Below are 19,190 nucleotides of genomic sequence, written 5' to 3' on the forward strand. Positions count from 1 at the left end.
CCTCACCCGGCCGCGAACAGCACGGCGAGCTCGTCCAGCGTCTCGCTGACCGACCGGTGGTGCACCCCGACCATGCCCGCCTCGACGGCGCCGCGGATGTTCGTCGCGGAGTCGTCGACGAAGGCGCAGCGCGTGGCGGGCAACCCGAGCCGGTCGGCCGCGATCAGGTAGACCGCCGGATCAGGTTTGGCCACGCCGACCTCACCGGAGAACACCAGAGCGTCGAAATAGCCGAACATCGTGTTCTTGACCTCGTCCGACGCGCCAGGGGCGTTCGACAGCAGCGCGGTGCGGACGCCGCGCTCGCGTGCGGACACGAGGTAGTCGTAGAACCGGCCGGCGTCGGGATCGGTGAGCACCCCGGCGAAATCGACCAACAGCCCTTTCAGCACCCCGCACACCATAGCCGGGGCGGCAACGCGGTGTCTCACGAACCGGTCGGCTTACCGCATCGGTCGCCGGGAATCCACGGCTTCCGCGGTTCTCGCCCGGATCGTGCGATTCCGGTGTCCTTTTCGGCCCGTTCCCACCTCTAAGCGAAAGCCGAGCCAGGGAGGGCAGGAAATGATCGAGGAACACCGGTTGCGGACGCTGATCCACTGCGAGGCGCCACGCGGGGCGGACCGTCCGGAAGACGTGACACCGAGCGGGCACCGGCAACCCGGCGGCGCGCGGTGCCCGGCGCCGAGGCAGCCCGAAGCGGGCGAAGTGAGCCACCTGCTGAACATGCTGCTGGAGGCGTACGACGGCCGCCGCCCGGCGGCGCAGATCCGCGCATTGGTGGCGCCGGAGGTCTACGCGAGCCTGGCCGGCCCCTGCCCGCCGCGGCCACGGCACCGGACGCAGACGGTCCACACGTGCACCCCGGCACCGGAGGTGGTCGAGGCGTGCGCCCGCGTGGAGGCGGACGGCCGGTCGTTCGCGCTGGCGGCCCGCTTCACCCGCACGCCGACGGGCTGGCGGTGCGAAAGGTTCGCCGTGTTGAAACCGCAGCCGCCGGCGAACCCGATCCGGCGGGCGGCGTGAGGTGGGGTGGCGAGGGCCGCTCGCCGCCGGCGCTGAGTGCCTCCGTCGAGGGTGATGGCGGGGCTTGGCCGGAGCACCGAAGGCACATTGGTGCGCTTCGCTTGGCCGCTGCCGACGCAGCCTCGGACGCGCGGCACCGGTCAGGCGAGCGCTTGTTCAGCTGGTCACCGGGAGGGCCGCCAGGCCGCGCAGGGTGGTCGTCGGGTTCCACTCCGGCGGTCCCGCCAAGGCCAGCCCCGGACGGCGGCGAGCCAGCTCGCGGAAGGCGATCCGGGCCTCCAGCCGCGCCAACGGCGCTCCCAGGCAGAAGTGGATCCCCTGGCCGAACGCCAGGTGGCGGCCCGGCTCCCGCGCCGGGTCGAACGAGTCCGGCGACGGCCCGGTCGCCGGGTCGCGGTTGGCCGCTCCGACGAGGACTATCACCTGGCTGCCCGCCGGTACCGGCAGCTCCGCCAGCGTCGTGTCACGCAGGGCCGTGCGGGCCGTCAGCTGGACCGGCGAGTCGTAGCGCAGGGCCTCCTCCACCACGCGCGCCGCGTGCTCGCCGTCCGCACCCAGCGGCTTCAGGCCCTCCGGGGCGCGCAGGAGCGCCAAGACGCCGTTGCCGATCAAGTTCGTCGTCGTCTCGTGGCCGGCGATCAGCAGGAGCGTGAGCGTCACCAGGAGCTCGCCTTCGCTGAGCACGTCGCCCGCGTCCGATACCGCCACCAGCGCCGACAGCAGGTCTTCGCCCGGGGCGCGCCGCCGGTCGGCGGCCAGTGCGCGGAAGTACGCCACGAACGACTGCCGCGCCTTCACCGCCGGTTCGAGCGTCTCGGGGCGCTGCAGGAACGGCGGGTCCAGCGCTCGCGCCATCGCGTGCGACCACTCCGCGAAGCGCTCGCGGTCGTCCAGCGGCACGCCGAGGAGCTCGGCGATCACTTCGACCGGCAACGGCTTCGCGAGCGCCGTCATCAGGTCGAACCCGGCCGGCGCGCGGTCGACGAGCGCGGCCGCGATCTCCTCGATGCGCGGCGCCAGCTGCTCCACCATCCGCGGGGTGAACGCCTTCGCCACCAGCCGCCGCAGGCGCGTGTGGTCCGGCGGGTTCAGCGACAGGAACGCCCGGACCACCCGTCCCGATTCGTCGACCGGCTGGTCCGGGAGCCGGTCCGCCGGATCCAGGTACTCGGGTTCGGGGTGCCCGAACGCCGGGTCGCGCAGCACCTGCGTGGCTTCGGCGAGGCCGCTGGCCACGAACATCCGCTCCGCGAGGGCCGCCACCGGCCGGCTCTCACGCCACCGCCGGTAGTGCGGGTACGGGTCCGGCCGCCGCTCGGCGGCGAACAGCGCGAAGAACTCCTGCGGATCCGCCGTGGTCATCGAGACATCCCCCATCAACGACTTCGGGGCGCGCGGGTCTCCCCGCGCGCCCCGGTCACACCCGTGTCAGCGACGCGGGCCCTTCTTGCCCTTCTTGGCGGCGTCACGCTGGGCGGCGCGACGATCGCGGCGGGTCCCGCCGGCACCACCGCCCGCGGCCTGCGGCCCGCCCTCGACGTGGGACTCGACCTCGCCGTCCTCACCCGGGCCGGACAGCATCATGCCCGGCTGCTGGCCACCGCCACCGAGGCCCTTGCCGCGCAGGGCGGCCGGGACGGACTCGGTGTCGGTCGTCGGCGGCTGCGGCGGCGCCGGCCGCGCGTGGCGGCCTTCCGTCGCCTGGCCGTTGCCGGTCGGGACGCCCGTCGGCAGCGCCGCGGCCTCCTCGGCCGGCGGGGCCTCCGCGCGCTCGACCTGCAGGTTGAACAGGAAGCCGACGGCCTCCTCCTTCAGCGAGTCGAGCATCGCGCGGAACATGTCGAAGCCCTCGCGCTGGTACTCGATCAGCGGGTCGCGCTGCGCCAGCGCCCGCATGCCGATGCCCTGCTTGAGGTAGTCCATCTCGTAGAGGTGCTCGCGCCACTTGCGGTCGAGGACCGTCAGCATCACCTGGTGCTCCAGGGTCCGCATGCCCTCCGGGCCGACGAGCGCGTTGATCTCCTCTTCGCGCTGGTCGTACGCGCGGCGGGCGTCTTCGAGCAGCGCCTGGCGCAGGCCGTCGGCGTCGAGGTCGCCGTCTTCCATCAGCTCGTCCCAGGTCACGCTGACCGGGTAGAGCTGCTTCAGCGCCGACCACAGCTTCTCGTGGTCCCAGTCCTCGGCGTAGCCGTTGGCCGTCGCACCGTCCACATAGGCGTTGACGACGTCCTCGAGCATGCCCTCGATCTGGTCGCGCAGGTTCTCGCCGGCCAGGACGCGGTGGCGCTCGGCGTAGATCACCTTGCGCTGCTCGTTCATGACCTCGTCGTACTTGAGGACGTCCTTGCGCTGCTCCATGTTGATCTGCTCGACCTGGGTCTGCGCGCTCTTGATGGCCTTGGAGACCATCTTGTGCTCGATCGGCACGTCGTCGGGCAGCCGCATGGTCGTCATGACGCGCTCGACCATGGTCGCGTTGAAGCGGCGCATCAGCTCGTCACCGAGCGACAGGTAGAAGCGGGACTCGCCCGGGTCGCCCTGACGGCCGGACCGGCCGCGCAGCTGGTTGTCGATGCGGCGCGACTCGTGCCGCTCGGTGCCCAGGACGTAGAGCCCGCCCGCCTCGCGGACCTCTTCGCCTTCGGCCTTCGACTCCGCCTTGACCTGCTCGAGGACCTCGGGCCAGGCGGCCTCGTACTCCTCGGAGTGCTCGACCGGGTCCAGGCCGCGCTCCCGCAGCACCTGGTCGGCGATGAGGTCGGGGTTGCCGCCGAGCACGATGTCGGTACCGCGGCCGGCCATGTTCGTGGCGACCGTGACGGCGCCCTTCTGGCCCGCGCGGGCGACGATCAGGGCCTCGCGGTCGTGGTGCTTCGCGTTCAGCACCTCGTGCGGCACGCTCAGCTTCACCAGCAGCTTCGACAGGTGCTCGGACTTCTCGACGCTCGTCGTGCCGACCAGCACCGGCTGGCCCTTTTCGTGCCGCTCGGCGATGTCCTCGGCCACGGCCTCGAACTTGGCCTGCTCGGTCTTGTAGATCAGGTCCGGCTGGTCCTGGCGGATCATCGGCCGGTTCGTCGGGATCGGCACCACACCCAGCTTGTAGGTCTGGTGGAACTCCGCGGCCTCGGTCTCGGCCGTACCGGTCATGCCGGACAGCTTTTCGTAGAGCCGGAAGTAGTTCTGCAGCGTGATCGTCGCCAGGGTCTGGTTCTCGGCCTTGATCTCGACCTTTTCCTTGGCCTCGATCGCCTGGTGCATGCCCTCGTTGTAGCGGCGGCCGTGCAGGATGCGCCCGGTGAACTCGTCGACGATCATGACTTCGCCGTTGCGGACGATGTAGTCCTTGTCGCGGTGGAAGAGCTCCTGGACCTTCAGCGCGTTGTTCAGGTACCCGACCAGCGGTGTGTTCGCGGCCTCGTACAGGTTGTCGATGCCGAGCTGGTCCTCGACGAACCGGACGCCCTTCTCGGTGACCGCGACGGTGCGCTTCCGCTGGTCGACCTCGTAGTGGTACTTCGAGTTGATCAGGTTCGTCTTCTCGACGCGCTCGCGCGACCCCATCGTGGTGGTGTCGATGCCCTGCATCAGCGGGGCGAGCCGGGCGAACTCGACGTACCAGCGCGACGACTGGTCGGCCGGGCCGGAGATGATCAGCGGCGTCCGGGCCTCGTCGATGAGGATCGAGTCCACCTCGTCGACGATGGCGAAGTTGTGCCCGCGCTGCACGCAGTCGTCGAGGCTCCACGCCATGTTGTCGCGCAGGTAGTCGAAGCCGAACTCGTTGTTCGTGCCGTAGGTGATGTCGGCGTTGTACTGGGAGCGCCGCACGTCCGGCTGCTGCTCCGAGAGGATCACGCCGACCTCGAGGCCGAGGAAGCGGTGGATGCGGCCCATCCACTCCGAGTCGCGCTTGGCCAGGTAGTCGTTCGTCGTGACGACGTGGACGCCCTTGCCGGGGATGGCGTTGAGGTAGGCGGGGAGGACGCAGGTGAGCGTCTTGCCCTCGCCGGTCTTCATCTCGGCGACCTGGCCGAGGTGCAGCGCCGCACCGCCCATCAGCTGGACGTCGAAGTGGCGCTGGCCGAGCACCCGCTTGGCCGCTTCCCGGACGACCGCGAAGGCCTCCGGCAGCAGGTCGTCGAGGGATTCGCCGTCGCCGTTCCGCTTGCGGAACTCCTCGGTCTTGGCCCGCAGCTCGGCGTCGGTCAGGTCCTTGACGTCGTCTTCGAGGGTGTTGATGTGATCGGCGATGTTGCGCAGCCGCTTCACCATCTTGCCCTCACCCGCGCGGAGCAGGCGGTTCAGCACCATCCGGTCGACCTCACTAGCTGAATATGAGCGCGCCCAGGCCGGTCCCGGGCAGGTTCTCCCGCGGTGGCGGCCGTGTTCGGCGCCACCTTCCCACCCCCATCGTAGGGAACGGTGGCGCTCGTGTGCACACGCCGTACGTCCTGAGAACCTTATTCAGCCGTCGGCCGGCGCGAATGTCACGTAGGTGGACGGCCTGCGGTCCGTAGCGCCAGCCTAACCAGAATAAGGCTCTGACATGCGGAGGGCCCGCACGCGAGCGCGTGCGGACCCTCCGTCCCGGCCTCCTTCGAACCCGGCTCAGCCGAGCCGGATCACGCCGTAGTCGAAGCCTTTCCGCCGGTAGACCACGCTGGGCCGGCCCGCGTCGGAGTCGTTGAAGAGGTAGAAGTCGTGGCCGACCAGCTCCATCTCGTAGAGAGCCTGGTCCACCGTCATGGGCTCCGCGGTGTGCTGCTTCTCGCGAACGACGCGGCCGGGCTGGTGACCCAGGTCGTCGTCGGCCCAGCTCTGCTGCTGGGGCAGGTGGAATTCTTCGGCACTCGCGAAGCCGTTCGGCTGCGGTTCGGCTTCGGGTGCGTCCAACACCGCGGTACGCGCGGCGGGACTGGCTGCGGCCGGGGATCCACCACCCGGCAGTGCCGAGGTCGCTTCGGCGACCGATTCCGGGCGGCTGCGGCCGTAGTGCACGCGCCTCCGGTCGTGTGTCCTCCGCAGCCGGTTTTCCAGCTTGGTGACTGCGGAATCGAGCGCCGCGTAGAAGTCGGCGGCACACGCTTCAGCGCGTACGGCCGGGCCCCGCCCCTTTCCGGTGATTTCGACGCGCTGGCAGCTCTTGGCCTGGCGCCGGTTGGGTTCGTGGAACAGTTCCACGTCGTACCGGATGACTTTCCTGTCGTAGCGCTCGAGGCGGGCCAGCTTTTCGCTGACAAGCGCCCGATAGTGGTCGGGCACCTCCACGTTGCGGCCCTTAACGACGATGTCCATACACGACCTCCCTCGCTGAGATGACTGCGAGCTGATGTGTTTCACACACGGCGCCGGTATTGCGGGGACGTAAGCCCGGATCGCGGGCTGAGAAGGAACTCGGAAACGGTGGACGACGTCTCGTTCCGGTGACCGAGCGCGGACTCAGCGCACCTCCGGCGCCAGGGACATGGGCTCGTCACCTCCCTGCCTGCGGGGATTGCTGATTGCGGAGCACGTTAGCTTCCCCACGCCCGTTACAACAGCCCCCGAGCCGGGGGATGTCAGGAGATGGGACTCGGTCACCCCGCGCAGTGATCGCGAAGTGGGCACCGCAAAACACCCGCTGGTCGGACGCGGCGCGCTCCTCGTGCTTTCACACGGACGGCGCATCGCTGCCTGCCGCTGGACGCCGAGGGTGACGACCCCGTCTCGCGCAGCCGCCACTCCGGTGGAGTGGTGCGGCGGCCGAGTGATCGTGATCGACACCCTCATGCCCGGACAACGGGCGCCGGTCCGCTCGCGTTCCCGCTTGTTGTCACTCGTGTAGGTGATAGCGGGTTCACCCGGGTGCGAGAAGCGGTTCTCGCCGGCCTTTTTTGACGCCTGAGCTGGGGAACAGTGGGATCGGAACCGGCGCTGTCGATGTTCGGTCGAGGTGAAGCGCGGAACCGGTACCACCGTTTTCGCCGGCGTTCTGCGCGCTTCCCGGAGAAGGTCCACAGTGGTGCCATGGGTGCTCTTCCCGAGTGTGGGCCCGGCCGGTTCAGCCGGCGGCCAGGAGGGTCAGGACGGCGGAGACGGTGAAGCCCGCCGCCACCAGGGCTCGGGTGCAGGCGGCCGCGGTGGCGCCGGTCGTGATCACGTCGTCCAGCACGACGATGCCGAAGCCCGGAGGTGGCCGGCCGGTTTCACGGAATCTCAGGTGGGTTGCCAGGTTGGCCTGGCGCTGTTCGCGGCCGAGGCCGACCGCATCGCGGGCCGATGCCGCCAGTTCCAAAGCCGGGGCGACCGCGACTTCGATGCCTCGCGCCGCCAGGACGCCCGCGGCCGCGTTGGCCAGGCGCTCGACGTGCGGGCCCCCTCGGACGCGCGCGGCCGACGGACGGCTGGGGGCGGGGACCAGGCAGATCGCTCGCGTCGGGGGCCTTGGCGGGGTGGGCGGCTCCGGGCCGGAAGCGGTACCGGAGGAGGCAGCGCGGGGCGAAGGCCCTGCCGGACTCGGCCCACCCGACCCTGGAGCGGGACCGGCCAAGCGAGCACGGGTGCCGGCCGGCGACGCCGGCTCCAGCGGCAGCGCCACCAGCGCCTCCGCCAGAACCCGCCCCAGCGACGGCGCCAGATCGCGACGGCCGCGCTCCTTGTAGGCGATCAGCAGCCGGCGGCCCACCCCGCGGTAGCGGGCCAGCGCGAACACCCGCACCACCCCCGCCGTCGGGGCGCGCACCACCTCCCGCGCCGCACCCCACACGCGCTCGCACCGGGCGCAGCACGGCGCGCCCCGGGCTCCGCACGCGGCGCAGCGGCTGGGGATCAGCAGATCGAGCAGTCTCTTCAGCACACCGACAGTGTCGCGACCGGCACCGACAGTTCCGGACGTCCAGCCGTCACCCACAGGCGTGAAAAAGATCAGCCCGGATAGAAGGGATCCGCGTCCTTCATCGTGTGGTTGTGCGGGCGCCACACTTCGCCCAGCACCGATGCCGTCCAGAGGCCGTTGGCGTCCGCCACCACGATCGGGCGGCCGGTGGCCGCCGTCACGCCGTGGACCGTCGGGGTGAGGTTGCTGCTGTTGAACGCGTCCAGGCGCTGGCCGTCCACCGTCACCTTGACCACCGGCTGCGACGGCGACTTCGTGGCCGCCACCAGCGCGTCCGGGGCGACCCAGTCGACGTCGACGACGTCCTCGAGGTCGTGCGGCTGCAGGTGGCGCGGCTCGCGCAGGGACACCGAGTCGCCGCTGGCGACCACCGAAGCCACCCACAGCTCGCCCTTGATCACCGCCGCCACACGGGCGCCGTCGCGGGAAAACCGCAGCTCCGTGAGGTCGCCCTGCTGGGTCAGGTCCGTGGCGTTGACGCTCAGCGCCGTCCACTGGCCGTTCTGGTCGAGCACCATCCGGCCCACCGACAGCCCGTCGACCACCGTCCACAGCTCCCCGGTGCCGGGGCGCCACGTCGGGCGGGTCAGGGAGCTGCCGCCGAGGGTGGTCAGCGCCAGGTCGTGCCCGAAGTCGCCGATCCGCAGGCGCACGCCGCCGCCACTGCGCTCCACCACCGCCAGGCGCTTGCCGTCGATCGACTGGGCCCCGCTCACGACGTCGTACCCGCCGTTGCCCGCCGGCCCCGGCACCGGCAGGCCGTCGGTGAGGGACCGGACCCGGCCGCCGACCGTCATCAGGCCCTGCAGCGGCGGGCTGATCGACAGCGACGCGCCGTACGCGGGCAGCTCGTTCTGCCGCCAGTCCGGGTGGTTCGGCACCAGCGGCGCGCCGTCGGCGAGGATGCGGATCCGGGCCGACGTGACGTACTGCAGCGAAAGCACGATCTGCGCGGCGATCAGGTTCCGGATGTCGTCGGGCACCCCGGAGAGCCCGGTCAGCGGCACCACCAGCGTCCCGTCGTCGAGGCTCTTGACGTTCGTGTCGATCTCGATGGGTTCGCCCAGGAGGTTCTTCACCGCGCCGGCCAGGCCCGCCGACGGCCCACTGACCAGCAGGTCCATCACCCGGCCCGGCAGCCCGGACTGCGGCTTCGCGACGACGTAGCGCCGATCGGGGACGAAGGTGGCCGACGACTCCGAGTAGAAGCTCACCGGCACCGGCGTGTAGTTCTCGCTGAAGTCGGACTCGGTCGCGTACAGCTCGGCCGGCGGGTCGACGATCCGCCACTGGTTGTTCGCCTGCTTGCGCACCTTCACCTGCAGCAGCGCCGAGCTGTAGTCCGGCACGAACGCGCTGTTCTGGTCCAGCGTGCCGATGTCGATCCCGCGCACGTTGACGACCTGGGTGTTCGGGTCCGGCGGCGGACCGGTGTCGTAGACCGTGCCGAAGGTGTCCTGGATGATCGTCAGGCTGCGGCTCGGCCGCCAGCCCGCCCGGCCCTGTTCGTCGAGGTAGGCGCGCGCGGCGGCGTTGTTCTGGCCCTGCTTGAGCGTCGCCCCGATGAAGGCGCGGACGAGCGAGAGCGGGTCGATGTTCAGCGGCGGCTCCGGGACCACGTCACCGGCGCTCTGGCCCTGGCGTTCGCCGGGCACCACCTGCGGCTGCGACTCCAGCGGCACGTTGGCGCACCCGGCAAGCAGCACCGAGCACAACACCAAGACCAAGAACCGCTTCACCCGGAGCTTCGCCCCGGGCCGGGGGCTCCGCCACCCGGACCCCCGGAAAACCTGGTGATTCACTGACCGATTCCCTCACGTTCGGCGAAGATCGCCTCCGGCGCCGGCGTGACGTCGATGACCCCGAGCGGCACCTCGGCGGCGAACCGGTCGGGCGGCGGCAGGACCAGCGGCGAGTCACCCGCGGGCACGTCCTGGCGGCGCGGCAGCAGGAGCCGGAAGCAGGCACCGTGGCCCGGCTCGCCCCACGCGTCGAGCTCGCCGCCGTGCAGGCGCGCGTCCTCCTGGCTGATCGCCAGGCCCAGCCCGGTGCCGCCGGTGCGCCGGTTGCGCGACGGGTCGGCCCGCCAGAACCGGTTGAACACCAGGTCCGCTTCGCCGGGCCGCAGGCCGACGCCGTGGTCCCGGACCGTGACGGCGACGGCGGTTTCGTTCGCCCCGACCGTCAGCACCACCGGCTTGCCCTCGCTGTGGTCGACGGCGTTGGCGAGCAGGTTGCGCAGGATCCGCTCCACGCGCCGGGCGTCGACCTCGGCGATCACTTCTTCCTCGGGCAGCACCAGCTCGACCGAGGAGCCCGCGTTGCCGGCGATCACCCGCACCTGCTCGACCGCGCGGGTGGCGATCGGGCGGACGTCGATGAACTCGGCGGCCAGCTCCTCGACGCCGGCGTCGAGCCTGCTGATCTCCAGGAGGTCGCCGAGCAGCGCTTCGAACCGGTCGAGCTCGTCGACCAGCAGCTCCGTCGAGCGCGCGAGCCCGGCCGGGAACTGCTCGCGGGACGCGTGCAGCACGTCGGCGGCCATGCGGACGGTGGTCAGCGGGGTGCGCAGCTCGTGCGAGACGTCGGAGGTGAACCGGCGCTGCAGCCCGCCGAACTCCTCGAGCTGGCGGATCTGGCGCTGGATGCTCGCGGCCATCCCGTTGTAGGACACCGCGAGCTTCGCCAGGTCGTCTTCGCCGAGCACGGCGAGCCGCTGGTCAAGGTCGCCGCCGGCGAACTGCTCGGCCGCCGCGGCGGCCTGCCGGACCGGGCGGACCACCTGCCGCGTCACCAGGTTCGTGATGCCCGCCAGCAGGAGCAGCAGCACGAGCCCGCCGACCAGCAGCGTGTTCTGCACCGTCGAGACGGTGTTCTGCTCGGTCGTCAGCGGGAACAGCAAGTACAGCTGCAGCGGGGTGGCCACGGTGCTCAGCGGCGTGCCGACGATCAGGTACGTCGTGCGCGCGCCGCCGGTCTCGGAGACGGTGTGCTCGAGGAAGCTCATCTGATCGGCTTCGACGAACTGGCGCAGCCGCGGCGGCACGTTCTCGAACGGGCCGGCGGTCGACAGCTGGCCACCGGACTGGTCGTGGCCCCCGCTCGCGAGCACCGGGACGAACGTGCCCGCCGCCGACCCGGCCGCCTCCTGGCTGGTCGGCGTGATCGCGATCTTCTTCAGCGCGTTTTCGAGGCGGTTCCGGAGCGCCTCGTCGTTCTCGGAGGAGCCCAGGCCGACGAGCTCGCCGGCGGCCGTCTCCGCCGCCGCGCGGGTCTGGGCGATCGCCGCCGTGCGCTTGGTGTCCAGCAGCCGTTCGGTGATCTGGTTCTGCAGCACCATGCCGAGCACGAAGACGACGGCCGAGGACAGCGCGAGCGTCGACACCGTGACGCGGAACTGCAGCGAGTGCTTCCACAGCTCGTTGAACGCGACCGCGCGGCGGCGCGCGAAAACGACGACACGCCGCACCAGGCGTGCCGTCGAACGCGCGAAGGCGGGGAGCCGTCTGCCGGTCTCCGTGCTCATCGACTCATCACGGCGGGCCGGCCTTGTACCCGACGCCGCGAACGGTCAACACCACCTCGGGGTGCTCCGGGTCCTTCTCCACCTTCGAACGCAGGCGCTGGACGTGCACGTTCACCAGCCGGGTGTCGGCCGCGTGCCGGTAGCCCCACACCTGCTAGAGCAGCACCTCGCGGGTGAACACCTGGCGCGGCTTGCGGGCCAGCGCCACCAGCAGGTCGAACTCCAGCGGGGTCAGCGGGATGGCCTTGCCTTCGCGCGTGACCTCGTGGCCCGGCACGTCGATCGCCAGGTCGCCGATGGTGAGCGATTCCGCGGGCTCGGCCTCGGTGCGGCGCATGCGGGCCCGGACCCGCGCGACCAGCTCCTTCGGCTTGAACGGCTTGACGACGTAGTCGTCGGCACCGGACTCCAGGCCGAGCACTATGTCGACGGTGTCGCTCTTGGCGGTGAGCATGACGATCGGCACCCCGGACTCGGCGCGGATCGCCTTGCAGACGTCGATCCCGTTCATCCCGGGCAGCATCAGGTCGAGGAGGACGAGGTCGGGCTTCAGCTCACGCAGCGCGGGCAGCGCGCGTGAGCCGTCGGCGACCACCGCCGTGTCGAACCCCTCCCCACGGAGCACGATGGTGAGCATCTCCGCGAGGGCGGGGTCGTCGTCGACCACGAGAACACGTGCCTTCATGTCCACATATTCGCACTAGTTCCGGCGCCCGCACGCACGACCCGCGTGTTTGACCACCAGAAAGATCAAGATCGCGTGCATCCCCTGCTCCATCCGGGTGCCGGTACCGGCCGCTTTGGACGGTCCGCGGAGGCCGCGCCGGAACCCCGGCGCGGCCTCCGCGGACCTGTGAGGAGGGCTCAGGGAACGGCCGGCACGGGCGCGTCGACGTACACGACGCCGTCGGTGACGACCACGCGGTGGGTGCGCACGGGGTCCTTGGCCGGCAGGCAGGTGGCCGCGCCGGTGCGCAGGTCGAACCGCGCGGCGTGCAGCGGGCATTCGACGGAACAGCCTTCGAGCCAGCCGTCGGCCAGCGAAGCGTCCTGGTGCGTGCACGTGTCGTCGACGGCGAAGAAGCCGTCCTCGGTGTGGAACACCGCGATCGGAGCGGGACCGTCGAGGCGGAGGGCCTCCCCTTCGGGCAGGTCGGCGACGGCGCAGGCTCGGATCATCAGGGCCTCCGGGAAAACGACTGGCAGGATGCCGGGACGGTACGTAAAAGTTGCGCATTGTGAGACACTGTGCCTCCTCCGCAACAATCCGACGTGAGGTGGGGCCGCGTCAAGAGATTCGCCCACTCAGCCGATAGGAACCCCGCGAAACGGATACTGTTGCGCCATGCGGAACCAGGACTCTGCTGACGCAACCTCGGCGGGAAAGCGTGCCTCGGCTGATGGCAACGCGACTCAGAGCCAGGTGCAATCGGTCGACCGGGCCATCAGCGTGCTGGAACTCCTCGCGCGCAACGGCGAAACCGGCATCACCGAGATCGCGGGCGAGCTGGGCGTCCACAAGTCGACGGCGTCGCGCCTGCTCAGCGTCCTGGAGACCAGAGGCCTGGTCGAGCAGCTCGGCGAACGCGGCAAGTACGCGATCGGCTTCGGCGTCGTCCGGCTGGCCGGCGCCGCCACCGGCCGGATGGACCTCGCGAAGCTGGGCCGGGCCAGCTGCCTGGCGCTGGCCGAGGAGCTGGGCGAGACGGTGAACATCGCCATCGCCGACGACGGCGTCGCCATCAACATCAGCCAGGCCCGCGGCTCGGCCGCGATCACCACGCAGAACTGGACGGGCCAGCGGACGCCGCTGCACGCGACCTCGAGCGGCAAGATCCTCCTGGCGTACATGGGCGAGCCCGAGCGCAAGCGGGTGCTGAAGCGGAAGCTGGAGCAGTACACCCCGCGCACGACGACCGAGCCGGAAGAGCTGCTGACCGAGCTGGAGCGCGTGGTCGAAGACGGTTACGCCGCCTGCTACGAGGAACTCGAGCTCGGAATGCACGCGGTGGCGGTGCCGATCCACGGCCCGGGCGGGGACGTCGTCGCCGCGATGAGCGCTTCCGGGCCGTCGTACCGGCTCTCGAAGCAGCGGGTGAAGCAGATCGTGAAGCCGATGACCGAGGCGGCGGAGGAGCTTTCCGCGCAACTGGGGTACTTCCGGGACTAAGGGCACCGTTTCGGGTGCTTGACAGTGCGTCGCGCATAACGCACGTTGTTGCCGAAGACGCAACCTCGCCCGGAGGGATCCGCGAATGGCAGCACGGCTCCGGGTGGTCGTCGGCAGCGCCGGCCTGGACGGCCAGTGGTGCTCCGACCCGGTGGGCGGCCCGCGCGGCAGCTCGACCGTGGCCGTGTCCACAACGGACTTTTTCGCCGAGGAGAAGTCCATCGAGGACGTCCCGGCTGCCGCTTTGCGACTGTCCACAAGGGATGAACCGGCCTGGGAACGACACAGCCGATCCGGGACACCGGTGCAAATCGGGCACTTCGGCACGCGGGTCCCGGGGAGGGTGGTATGACGCACTACGACGTGATCGTCGTCGGTCTCGGCGGGATGGGCAGCGCCGCGGCGTACCGGCTGGCGCAGCGCGGGCAGCGGGTGCTCGGCGTCGACCAGTTCGCGCCGGTGCACAACCGCGGGTCGAGCCACGGCGGTTCGCGGATCACCCGCCAGGCGTACCTCGAAGGCCCCGAGTACGTGCCACTGCTGCTGCGGGCCCACGAACTGTGGGACGGCCTCGAGCGCGACAGCGGCCGGCGGCTGTTCACCCGCTGCGGCGGGCTCATGGTCGGCACGGCGGATTCGCGGACGATCACCGGCAGCCTGGCGTCGGCGCGGGCCTTCGGCATCCCGCACGAACTCCTGGACGCGCCGGAAATCCGGCGCCGGTTCCCGACCATGGCGCCGGCTCCGGGCGAGGTCGCGCTGTACGAGCCGGGCGCCGGGTCGGTGTCCCCCGAAGGCAGCGTCGCCGCGCACCTGCAGCTCGCCGCGCGGTGCGGCGCCGAACTGCACCACGAGGAGAAGGTGTTCACCTGGAGCTCCACGGCCGGCGGAGTGCGCATCGGGACGTCGGACAACTACTACACGGCCGGCCGGCTGGTCCTCTGCCCCGGCGCGTGGGCCGGTGAGCTGCTGCACGGCTTGGGCGTCACTTTCACCGTCCGACGGCAGGTGCAGTACTGGTTCGCGCCCTCGGGCGGGATCGCGCCGTTCCGGGAGCACCCCGTCTACATCTGGGAAAGCGACGGCTACACGTTCTACGGCTTCCCGGCGCACAACGCGCCGGCGGACGGCGTCAAGGTCGCGTTCCACAGCGGCGGCCGGACGTGCACCCCCGACGGCATCGACCGGACCGTGTCCGGCGACGAGGTGCACGAGATCGCGTCCGTGCTGAAGCGGCACCTCCCGACGCTGCCCGGCGCGTTCCTCCGGGCCGCGACGTGCATGTACACCGACACGGCCGACGAAAGCTTCGTGCTCGCCCCGCACCCGGCCGAGGAACGGGTGGTGCTCGCGTGCGGCTTCTCCGGGCACGGCTTCAAGTTCGCCCCGGTGATCGGCGAAATCCTCGCGGATCTGGTGGTGGACGGCGCCACGGCCCACCCGATCGAGCAGTTCGACCCGGCCCGGCTACTGCCCTAGCAGCGTCGTCGCCAGCGCTTCGTGGTCCACGCCCGCGACGCCGTCCAGGACGTGCCACGGCGCGAGCCAGCCCGACGCGGCCAGCTGGTCGTAGACGGCCGCGCACCGCCGTTGCAGGCCGTCGTCGGTTTCGAAGGCGTCGCGCTCCCGGCCGGTTTCGGTCTCCGCGCGGCGTTCGGCGCGCTCGGCCGCGACCGCGGGGGCGACCCGCAGCAGCAGGTGCGCGTCCGGGCGCGGCAGGCCGAAGCGGTCGACCTCCAGCTCCCACACCCACTTCACGACTTCGCCGGACGCGTCCTGCCGCAGGCGCGCGGCCGCGTACGCGGCATTCGAGGCGACGTACCGGTCGAGCAGGACGACGTCGTGCGCGTCCCGCAACGCGCGGATCTCGTCCGCGGCGCCGCTGCGGTCCAGCGCGTAGAGCATCGCCATGCCGTACACCGAGTCGGCGAGGTCGCCGTGCCCGCGGTGGAGCGCCTCGCGCACGAGGTCCGCGTGCACGCTTTCGCCGTAGCGCGGGAACGCCAGCGACGCCACGCTCGCGCCCTTCGCGTTCAGCGCCGTCGTCAGCCCGTCGGTCAGCGTTCGCTTGCCCGCGCCGTCGAGCCCTTCGATGACCACCAGTCGACCCACGCGGGTCAGATTAGCGGTGGTGGACCGGCGGGCTCGGTGGAAGGGGATCGACGCCGAGCCCGCCGGTTCGTCTAGGCGGCGTGCCGCCGGAGGTGGAGCACGTAGCCGGCGCCGCTGAGCGCGAGCACGCCGGCGAGGATCAGCAGCGGCACCCAGCCGGTGTCGTGGCCGGACGGTGCCGGGCCGCCGTCGCCGCGGGGCATCACCTGGGAAGCGGCGTCGTAGCCGCCGGCCTCGCCGTCGCGGGCGTAGGCCGAGCCGGGAAGCTTGTCGGCGTAGCGGTTTTCGACCGTCTGCCGGTAACCGGCGATCGCCTCGCCGTCGGCCAGCGACGTCACCCGGCCGTCGCGGACCGCGTACCAGGCGTCGATCTGCGGTTCGTGCAGCAGCTGGGCGCCCGCGGGCAGCTGCCGGGCGTGCTCGCCCTCGACGTCACCCGAGGCGATGTTGCCGACCTGCCAGGTGCCGTCCGCGCCGCGGACCGACCAGAGCGTCGCGGTCCGGCCGTCGGAAGCGCGCGCGGGGATCGCGAAGTAAGCGAAATCACCCGGCGCCGCGCCGGGCTTGCCCGCGACGAAGTCCGGCGAAAGCTCGTACACGGGGAAGGCGTCCGGGGCGATCTGCACCGTGACCGGCCCCTGCGCACCCGGCGCCTGTGCGAAGAAGCGGACCAGGACGTCCTGGAACCCCGCGGCCGCGCGGTGCGCCGCGGAGGCGTCGGCGCTGCTGATGCCGGCGGACTGGGCCGCGCCTGACACCGGAGCCGTCATCAGCAGCGCCGCGCCCGTCAGCACGGCGAGCACGAGCGCCCGCCTGCTCATCGGGCGATCCCGGTGAGCGTGTGCGTCCAGGTGAAGGCGGAGTTCTGCGTGTAGTACCCGTAGGTCGACCAGTTGTAGCGCTTGGCGGGACCGGGGTCGCCCCAGAACACCCAGTCGCCGTGGGTGTCGTAGCCGTACAGGACGTGCACGTGGCCGCCGCCCGAGCGGTAGCCGACGCGGGTCTCGACCGGCCGGTCCGCCGCGGTCTCCGTCCGGACGTCGGCGTAGGGGATGCGCCGGTCGAGGTAGCGGCCCGGCGAGGTGAACCCGAGCTTCGCGAAGGCGCGCTGCGGGTCGGCGAGGGTGCCGGGGAGGTTCGCGCAGTCCGCGCCGGTCTCGTTGTGAGCGAGCTGACAGAACCGCGTCTGGCTGACGGCGAGGCCGTGGTAGGCGGCGATGGTGTTGCCCGCGCCGGCCCAGCACCACTGGTTCTTCTGCTGGAGCTGCAGGACGATCCGGTTCCGGTGGGTCGACGGCACTCCGGGCGCGGCTGCTTGGGACTGCGTCGGCGCGACCAGGCACAACAACAGGCTCACGGCCAGTACGGCGTGGACCTGGCTCGACTTCACCAGCACAGACGGCCTCCGGCGTGGAGTGGGCGAACCAGCGGTGGTCACAACGGTGAACAACGCGGTCACAAGGAGCAAGAACGCCATCCGGAGGAACGGACCGTTCCGGGGCACAGCCGGAACGCGGAACGCTCACCTCAACGAGGCCAACCACCCTGATCGGGGGTCGGCACGCCCACTCTACGCTGCTACCGTGAACGTTCCGCGGTGTTCACGCCCAGCGCACACACTGGTCGGGTGAAGGGACGAGCGGTGGCACAAGACGGGAACCTCCCACTGATCATCGATGGCGCCCGCACGACCCGGGCATCGGTCGCCGAGCTGCCGAAAGAGCTGACCGAGGCCCTGCGCACCGGCGAGTTCCACCACGCCTTGCGGCTGGCGATCGCCTATCGCGGGCTGTCCCTGGCCCGGCTGCGCGCCCACCTCGCGCTGCGCGGCGTCCAAATCGGACAGTCGACGCTGAGTTACTGGCAACGCGGGCTGCGTCAGCCCGAGGTGCCGAAGGCCCTGCCGGCGGTCCGGGCCCTGGAGTCGGTCCTCCAGCTGCCGGCGGACGCCCTGGTGGTGCTGATCGGGCCGCGCCTGGTCCGCCGCGGCCACCAGCCGGCGGCGTCGTTCCACGACCTGCGTTCCGGCGACATGGGCTCGATCGTCGAGGATCTCCTGGCCGAGCTGGGCGCGTACCCGTCGTCGAACCACTACAACGCGGACCTCGAGCTGCTGTCGGTCCACGACACGATCACGTTCGACGCGGAGCACCGCCAGGTGAGCCTGCGCACGAGGCTGGTCACGCGCGCGCGTCGCCACGGCCCGGACCGGTACCTGACGGTGTACAACGGCGACCCGGGCTGCCGCATCGACGACGTCGAGCTGATCACGGACGAGGGCTGCCGGGTCGGGCGGATGCGCCGCAACCCGGACGCGGACACGATGGCGACCGAGCTGCTGTTCGACCGCAAGCTCGCCGAGGGCGACATCCACGTGTTCTGCTTCGAGGTCCGCGACGACTCGGGATCGGCGTCGCCGGGGTACTACCGGATGCTGCGGGACCGGTGCGCGAGTTACCTGGTCCAGCTGCGGTTCGACCGGAACGCCCTGCCGGCCCGGTGCACGCGCCAGGTCCGGGCCCGAGACGACGCGCTGCCGGTGGTGGCGGAGGAGCTGGCGTGCGACATGGGCGGGGTGAGCAGCGCGTTCTTCAGCGACGCCGGGCCGGGGCTGGCCGGGGTCGCCGTGGAGTGGAACTAGCGCGGCCGGCCCGATGCCCCGCTGATCACGCTTGATGCCCCGCCAGTCACGGATGATGCCGGTCCGGACACGCATGATGCCCGGTTGAGCACGGTCGGGTCCGTGTAGCCGGGCGATCCGGGTGACCAGGGCCGTGATCCGCGTGACGGGCCGGGCATCTCGCGTGACTGGCGGCGCATCTCGCGTGATTGAGGGCGCATCTCGCGTGACTGGCGGGGCATCTCGCGTGACTGGGCGGGCATCTTGCTAGTGGCCGCGGTGTTTGGCCCGGGCCTTGGTGCGGGCGAGGGCGCGGCGGCGGGTGGCCTCGGCGGCCGCGCGGCGCTTGCGGGCCGCCTTGTTCTCGGCCGCGTGCTGGGTGACCGCGTCGCGCAGGGCGCGTTGGGCCGCGGTGCCGATTCCCTCGTCTTCCTGCGCTTTCTTGGCCAGCTTCGCCAGGCGTTTGGCGTTGAGGCGAGCTGTCGGCCGCTGTTCGGCGGACACCGGCGGGGCCGCGCGGGCTTCGTCGGCCAGTCGCGCGAAGTCGTGGCCGGCGGCGAACGCCGCCAGCTCGGCGTTGGTGGGCTCGGCACCGAAGACGTGGCGCGCGGCCCGGACCAGGCCGTCTTCGTGGATTTCGTAGACGCCGACCCAGAACCGGCCGTCGTGGTACAGCGTGAACACCCCGCTCATCGGGAAACCTCCAGGCGTGACGAATCAGCCTGGCGCCACCGGTTTCCCGCCGGAGCGGGACAACGAGCCCTGAACGAGCCGCCCGGACTACCTACCGGGCCGTGAGGTTCGTGATGCCAAGAACGTCCTCGAGGTTACGCGGATCCGCCGCCGATGCCGAACCCGT

17 protein-coding genes and 1 pseudogene are annotated in these 19,190 nt (G+C 71.2%); 5 read left to right on the forward strand and 13 right to left on the reverse strand.

What is annotated here, in order from left to right; genetic code table 11:
* Positions 1-2: 2 nt before the first annotated feature.
* A complete protein-coding gene (locus ACWED2_RS41690) occupies positions 3-377 on the reverse strand; it encodes an HAD-IA family hydrolase (protein ID WP_449696049.1) in 375 nt (124 codons plus the stop codon).
* A gap of 187 nt (positions 378-564) precedes the next feature.
* Here ACWED2_RS41690 and ACWED2_RS41695 point away from each other — a divergent pair, with 187 nt between their 5' ends.
* Positions 565-1,026: an Rv3235 family protein gene (locus ACWED2_RS41695; protein WP_449696027.1), complete on the forward strand. Its 462-nt coding sequence runs from the start codon at positions 565-567 to the stop codon at positions 1,024-1,026.
* 156 nt (positions 1,027-1,182) lie between these two features.
* Here the strand turns inward: ACWED2_RS41695 and ACWED2_RS41700 are convergent, their stop codons facing one another.
* From ACWED2_RS41700 to ACWED2_RS41735, 8 genes and pseudogenes are all read right to left on the reverse strand, one after another.
* Positions 1,183-2,388 carry a cytochrome P450 gene (locus ACWED2_RS41700; protein ID WP_449696028.1) on the reverse strand — a complete coding sequence of 402 codons (1,206 nt, stop codon included), beginning with the start codon at positions 2,386-2,388 and terminating at the stop codon, positions 1,183-1,185.
* A gap of 66 nt (positions 2,389-2,454) precedes the next feature.
* Positions 2,455-5,340, reverse strand: a complete 2,886-nt coding sequence (gene secA / locus ACWED2_RS41705; RefSeq protein ID WP_449696029.1) for a preprotein translocase subunit SecA — start codon at positions 5,338-5,340, stop codon at positions 2,455-2,457.
* Positions 5,341-5,637: 297 nt separating this feature from the next.
* Positions 5,638-6,324 (reverse strand): ribosome hibernation-promoting factor, HPF/YfiA family, encoded by a 687-nt coding sequence (gene hpf, locus ACWED2_RS41710; protein WP_449696031.1) that lies wholly within the window; start codon positions 6,322-6,324, stop codon positions 5,638-5,640.
* A 745-nt stretch (positions 6,325-7,069) separates the two neighbouring features.
* Positions 7,070-7,861, reverse strand: a complete 792-nt coding sequence (locus tag ACWED2_RS41715; RefSeq protein WP_449696050.1) for a ComF family protein — start codon at positions 7,859-7,861, stop codon at positions 7,070-7,072.
* 71 nt (positions 7,862-7,932) lie between these two features.
* The gene (locus tag ACWED2_RS41720; RefSeq protein ID WP_449696032.1) at positions 7,933-9,642 is read right to left on the reverse strand and encodes an LpqB family beta-propeller domain-containing protein; all 1,710 of its coding nucleotides are present in this window, start codon (positions 9,640-9,642) and stop codon (positions 7,933-7,935) included.
* A gap of 59 nt (positions 9,643-9,701) precedes the next feature.
* Positions 9,702-11,429 (reverse strand): MtrAB system histidine kinase MtrB, encoded by a 1,728-nt coding sequence (mtrB, locus tag ACWED2_RS41725; RefSeq protein ID WP_449696033.1) that lies wholly within the window; start codon positions 11,427-11,429, stop codon positions 9,702-9,704.
* 7 nt (positions 11,430-11,436) lie between these two features.
* Positions 11,437-12,114: pseudogene (gene mtrA / locus ACWED2_RS41730) on the reverse strand (MtrAB system response regulator MtrA).
* Between the two features lie 179 nt (positions 12,115-12,293).
* Positions 12,294-12,608, reverse strand: a complete 315-nt coding sequence (locus ACWED2_RS41735; protein ID WP_449696034.1) for a bifunctional 3-phenylpropionate/cinnamic acid dioxygenase ferredoxin subunit — start codon at positions 12,606-12,608, stop codon at positions 12,294-12,296.
* A 166-nt stretch (positions 12,609-12,774) separates the two neighbouring features.
* On the opposite strand from ACWED2_RS41735, the gene ACWED2_RS41740 reads away from it, so the two are divergent.
* From ACWED2_RS41740 to solA, 3 genes are all read left to right on the forward strand, one after another.
* A complete protein-coding gene (locus ACWED2_RS41740) occupies positions 12,775-13,599 on the forward strand; it encodes an IclR family transcriptional regulator (RefSeq protein WP_449696035.1) in 825 nt (274 codons plus the stop codon).
* An 85-nt stretch (positions 13,600-13,684) separates the two neighbouring features.
* Entirely contained in the window at positions 13,685-13,951 is a 267-nt protein-coding gene (locus ACWED2_RS41745; protein ID WP_449696036.1) for a hypothetical protein, read from the forward strand.
* Positions 13,948-15,078: an N-methyl-L-tryptophan oxidase gene (gene solA / locus ACWED2_RS41750; RefSeq protein WP_449696037.1), complete on the forward strand. Its 1,131-nt coding sequence runs from the start codon at positions 13,948-13,950 to the stop codon at positions 15,076-15,078. Before ACWED2_RS41745 ends, solA begins: the two co-directional genes overlap by 4 nt.
* Here the strand turns inward: solA and ACWED2_RS41755 are convergent.
* The 3 genes from ACWED2_RS41755 to ACWED2_RS41765 form a co-directional block, all read right to left on the reverse strand.
* A complete protein-coding gene (locus tag ACWED2_RS41755) occupies positions 15,067-15,720 on the reverse strand; it encodes a dTMP kinase (RefSeq protein WP_449696051.1) in 654 nt (217 codons plus the stop codon). The two genes, solA and ACWED2_RS41755, sit on opposite strands and share 12 nt — an antisense overlap.
* Positions 15,721-15,782: 62 nt before the next feature.
* Complete coding sequence (locus ACWED2_RS41760) at positions 15,783-16,532, reverse strand: hypothetical protein (RefSeq protein WP_449696038.1); 750 nt, start codon at positions 16,530-16,532, stop codon at positions 15,783-15,785.
* A complete protein-coding gene (locus tag ACWED2_RS41765; protein WP_449696039.1) occupies positions 16,529-17,107 on the reverse strand; it encodes a papain-like cysteine protease family protein in 579 nt (192 codons plus the stop codon). The genes ACWED2_RS41760 and ACWED2_RS41765 overlap by 4 nt, the downstream gene beginning before the upstream one ends.
* A gap of 246 nt (positions 17,108-17,353) precedes the next feature.
* Here ACWED2_RS41765 and ACWED2_RS41770 point away from each other — a divergent pair, with 246 nt between their 5' ends.
* Positions 17,354-18,352, forward strand: a complete 999-nt coding sequence (locus tag ACWED2_RS41770) for a hypothetical protein (protein ID WP_003085563.1) — start codon at positions 17,354-17,356, stop codon at positions 18,350-18,352.
* 246 nt (positions 18,353-18,598) lie between these two features.
* Here the strand turns inward: ACWED2_RS41770 and ACWED2_RS41775 are convergent, their stop codons facing one another.
* On the reverse strand, positions 18,599-19,024 hold the full coding sequence (locus tag ACWED2_RS41775; protein ID WP_449696040.1) for a YjdF family protein: 426 nt from the start codon (positions 19,022-19,024) through the stop codon (positions 18,599-18,601).
* Between the last annotated feature and the right edge of the window lie 166 nt (positions 19,025-19,190).

This window comes from Amycolatopsis sp. NPDC005003, assembly GCF_053600695.1.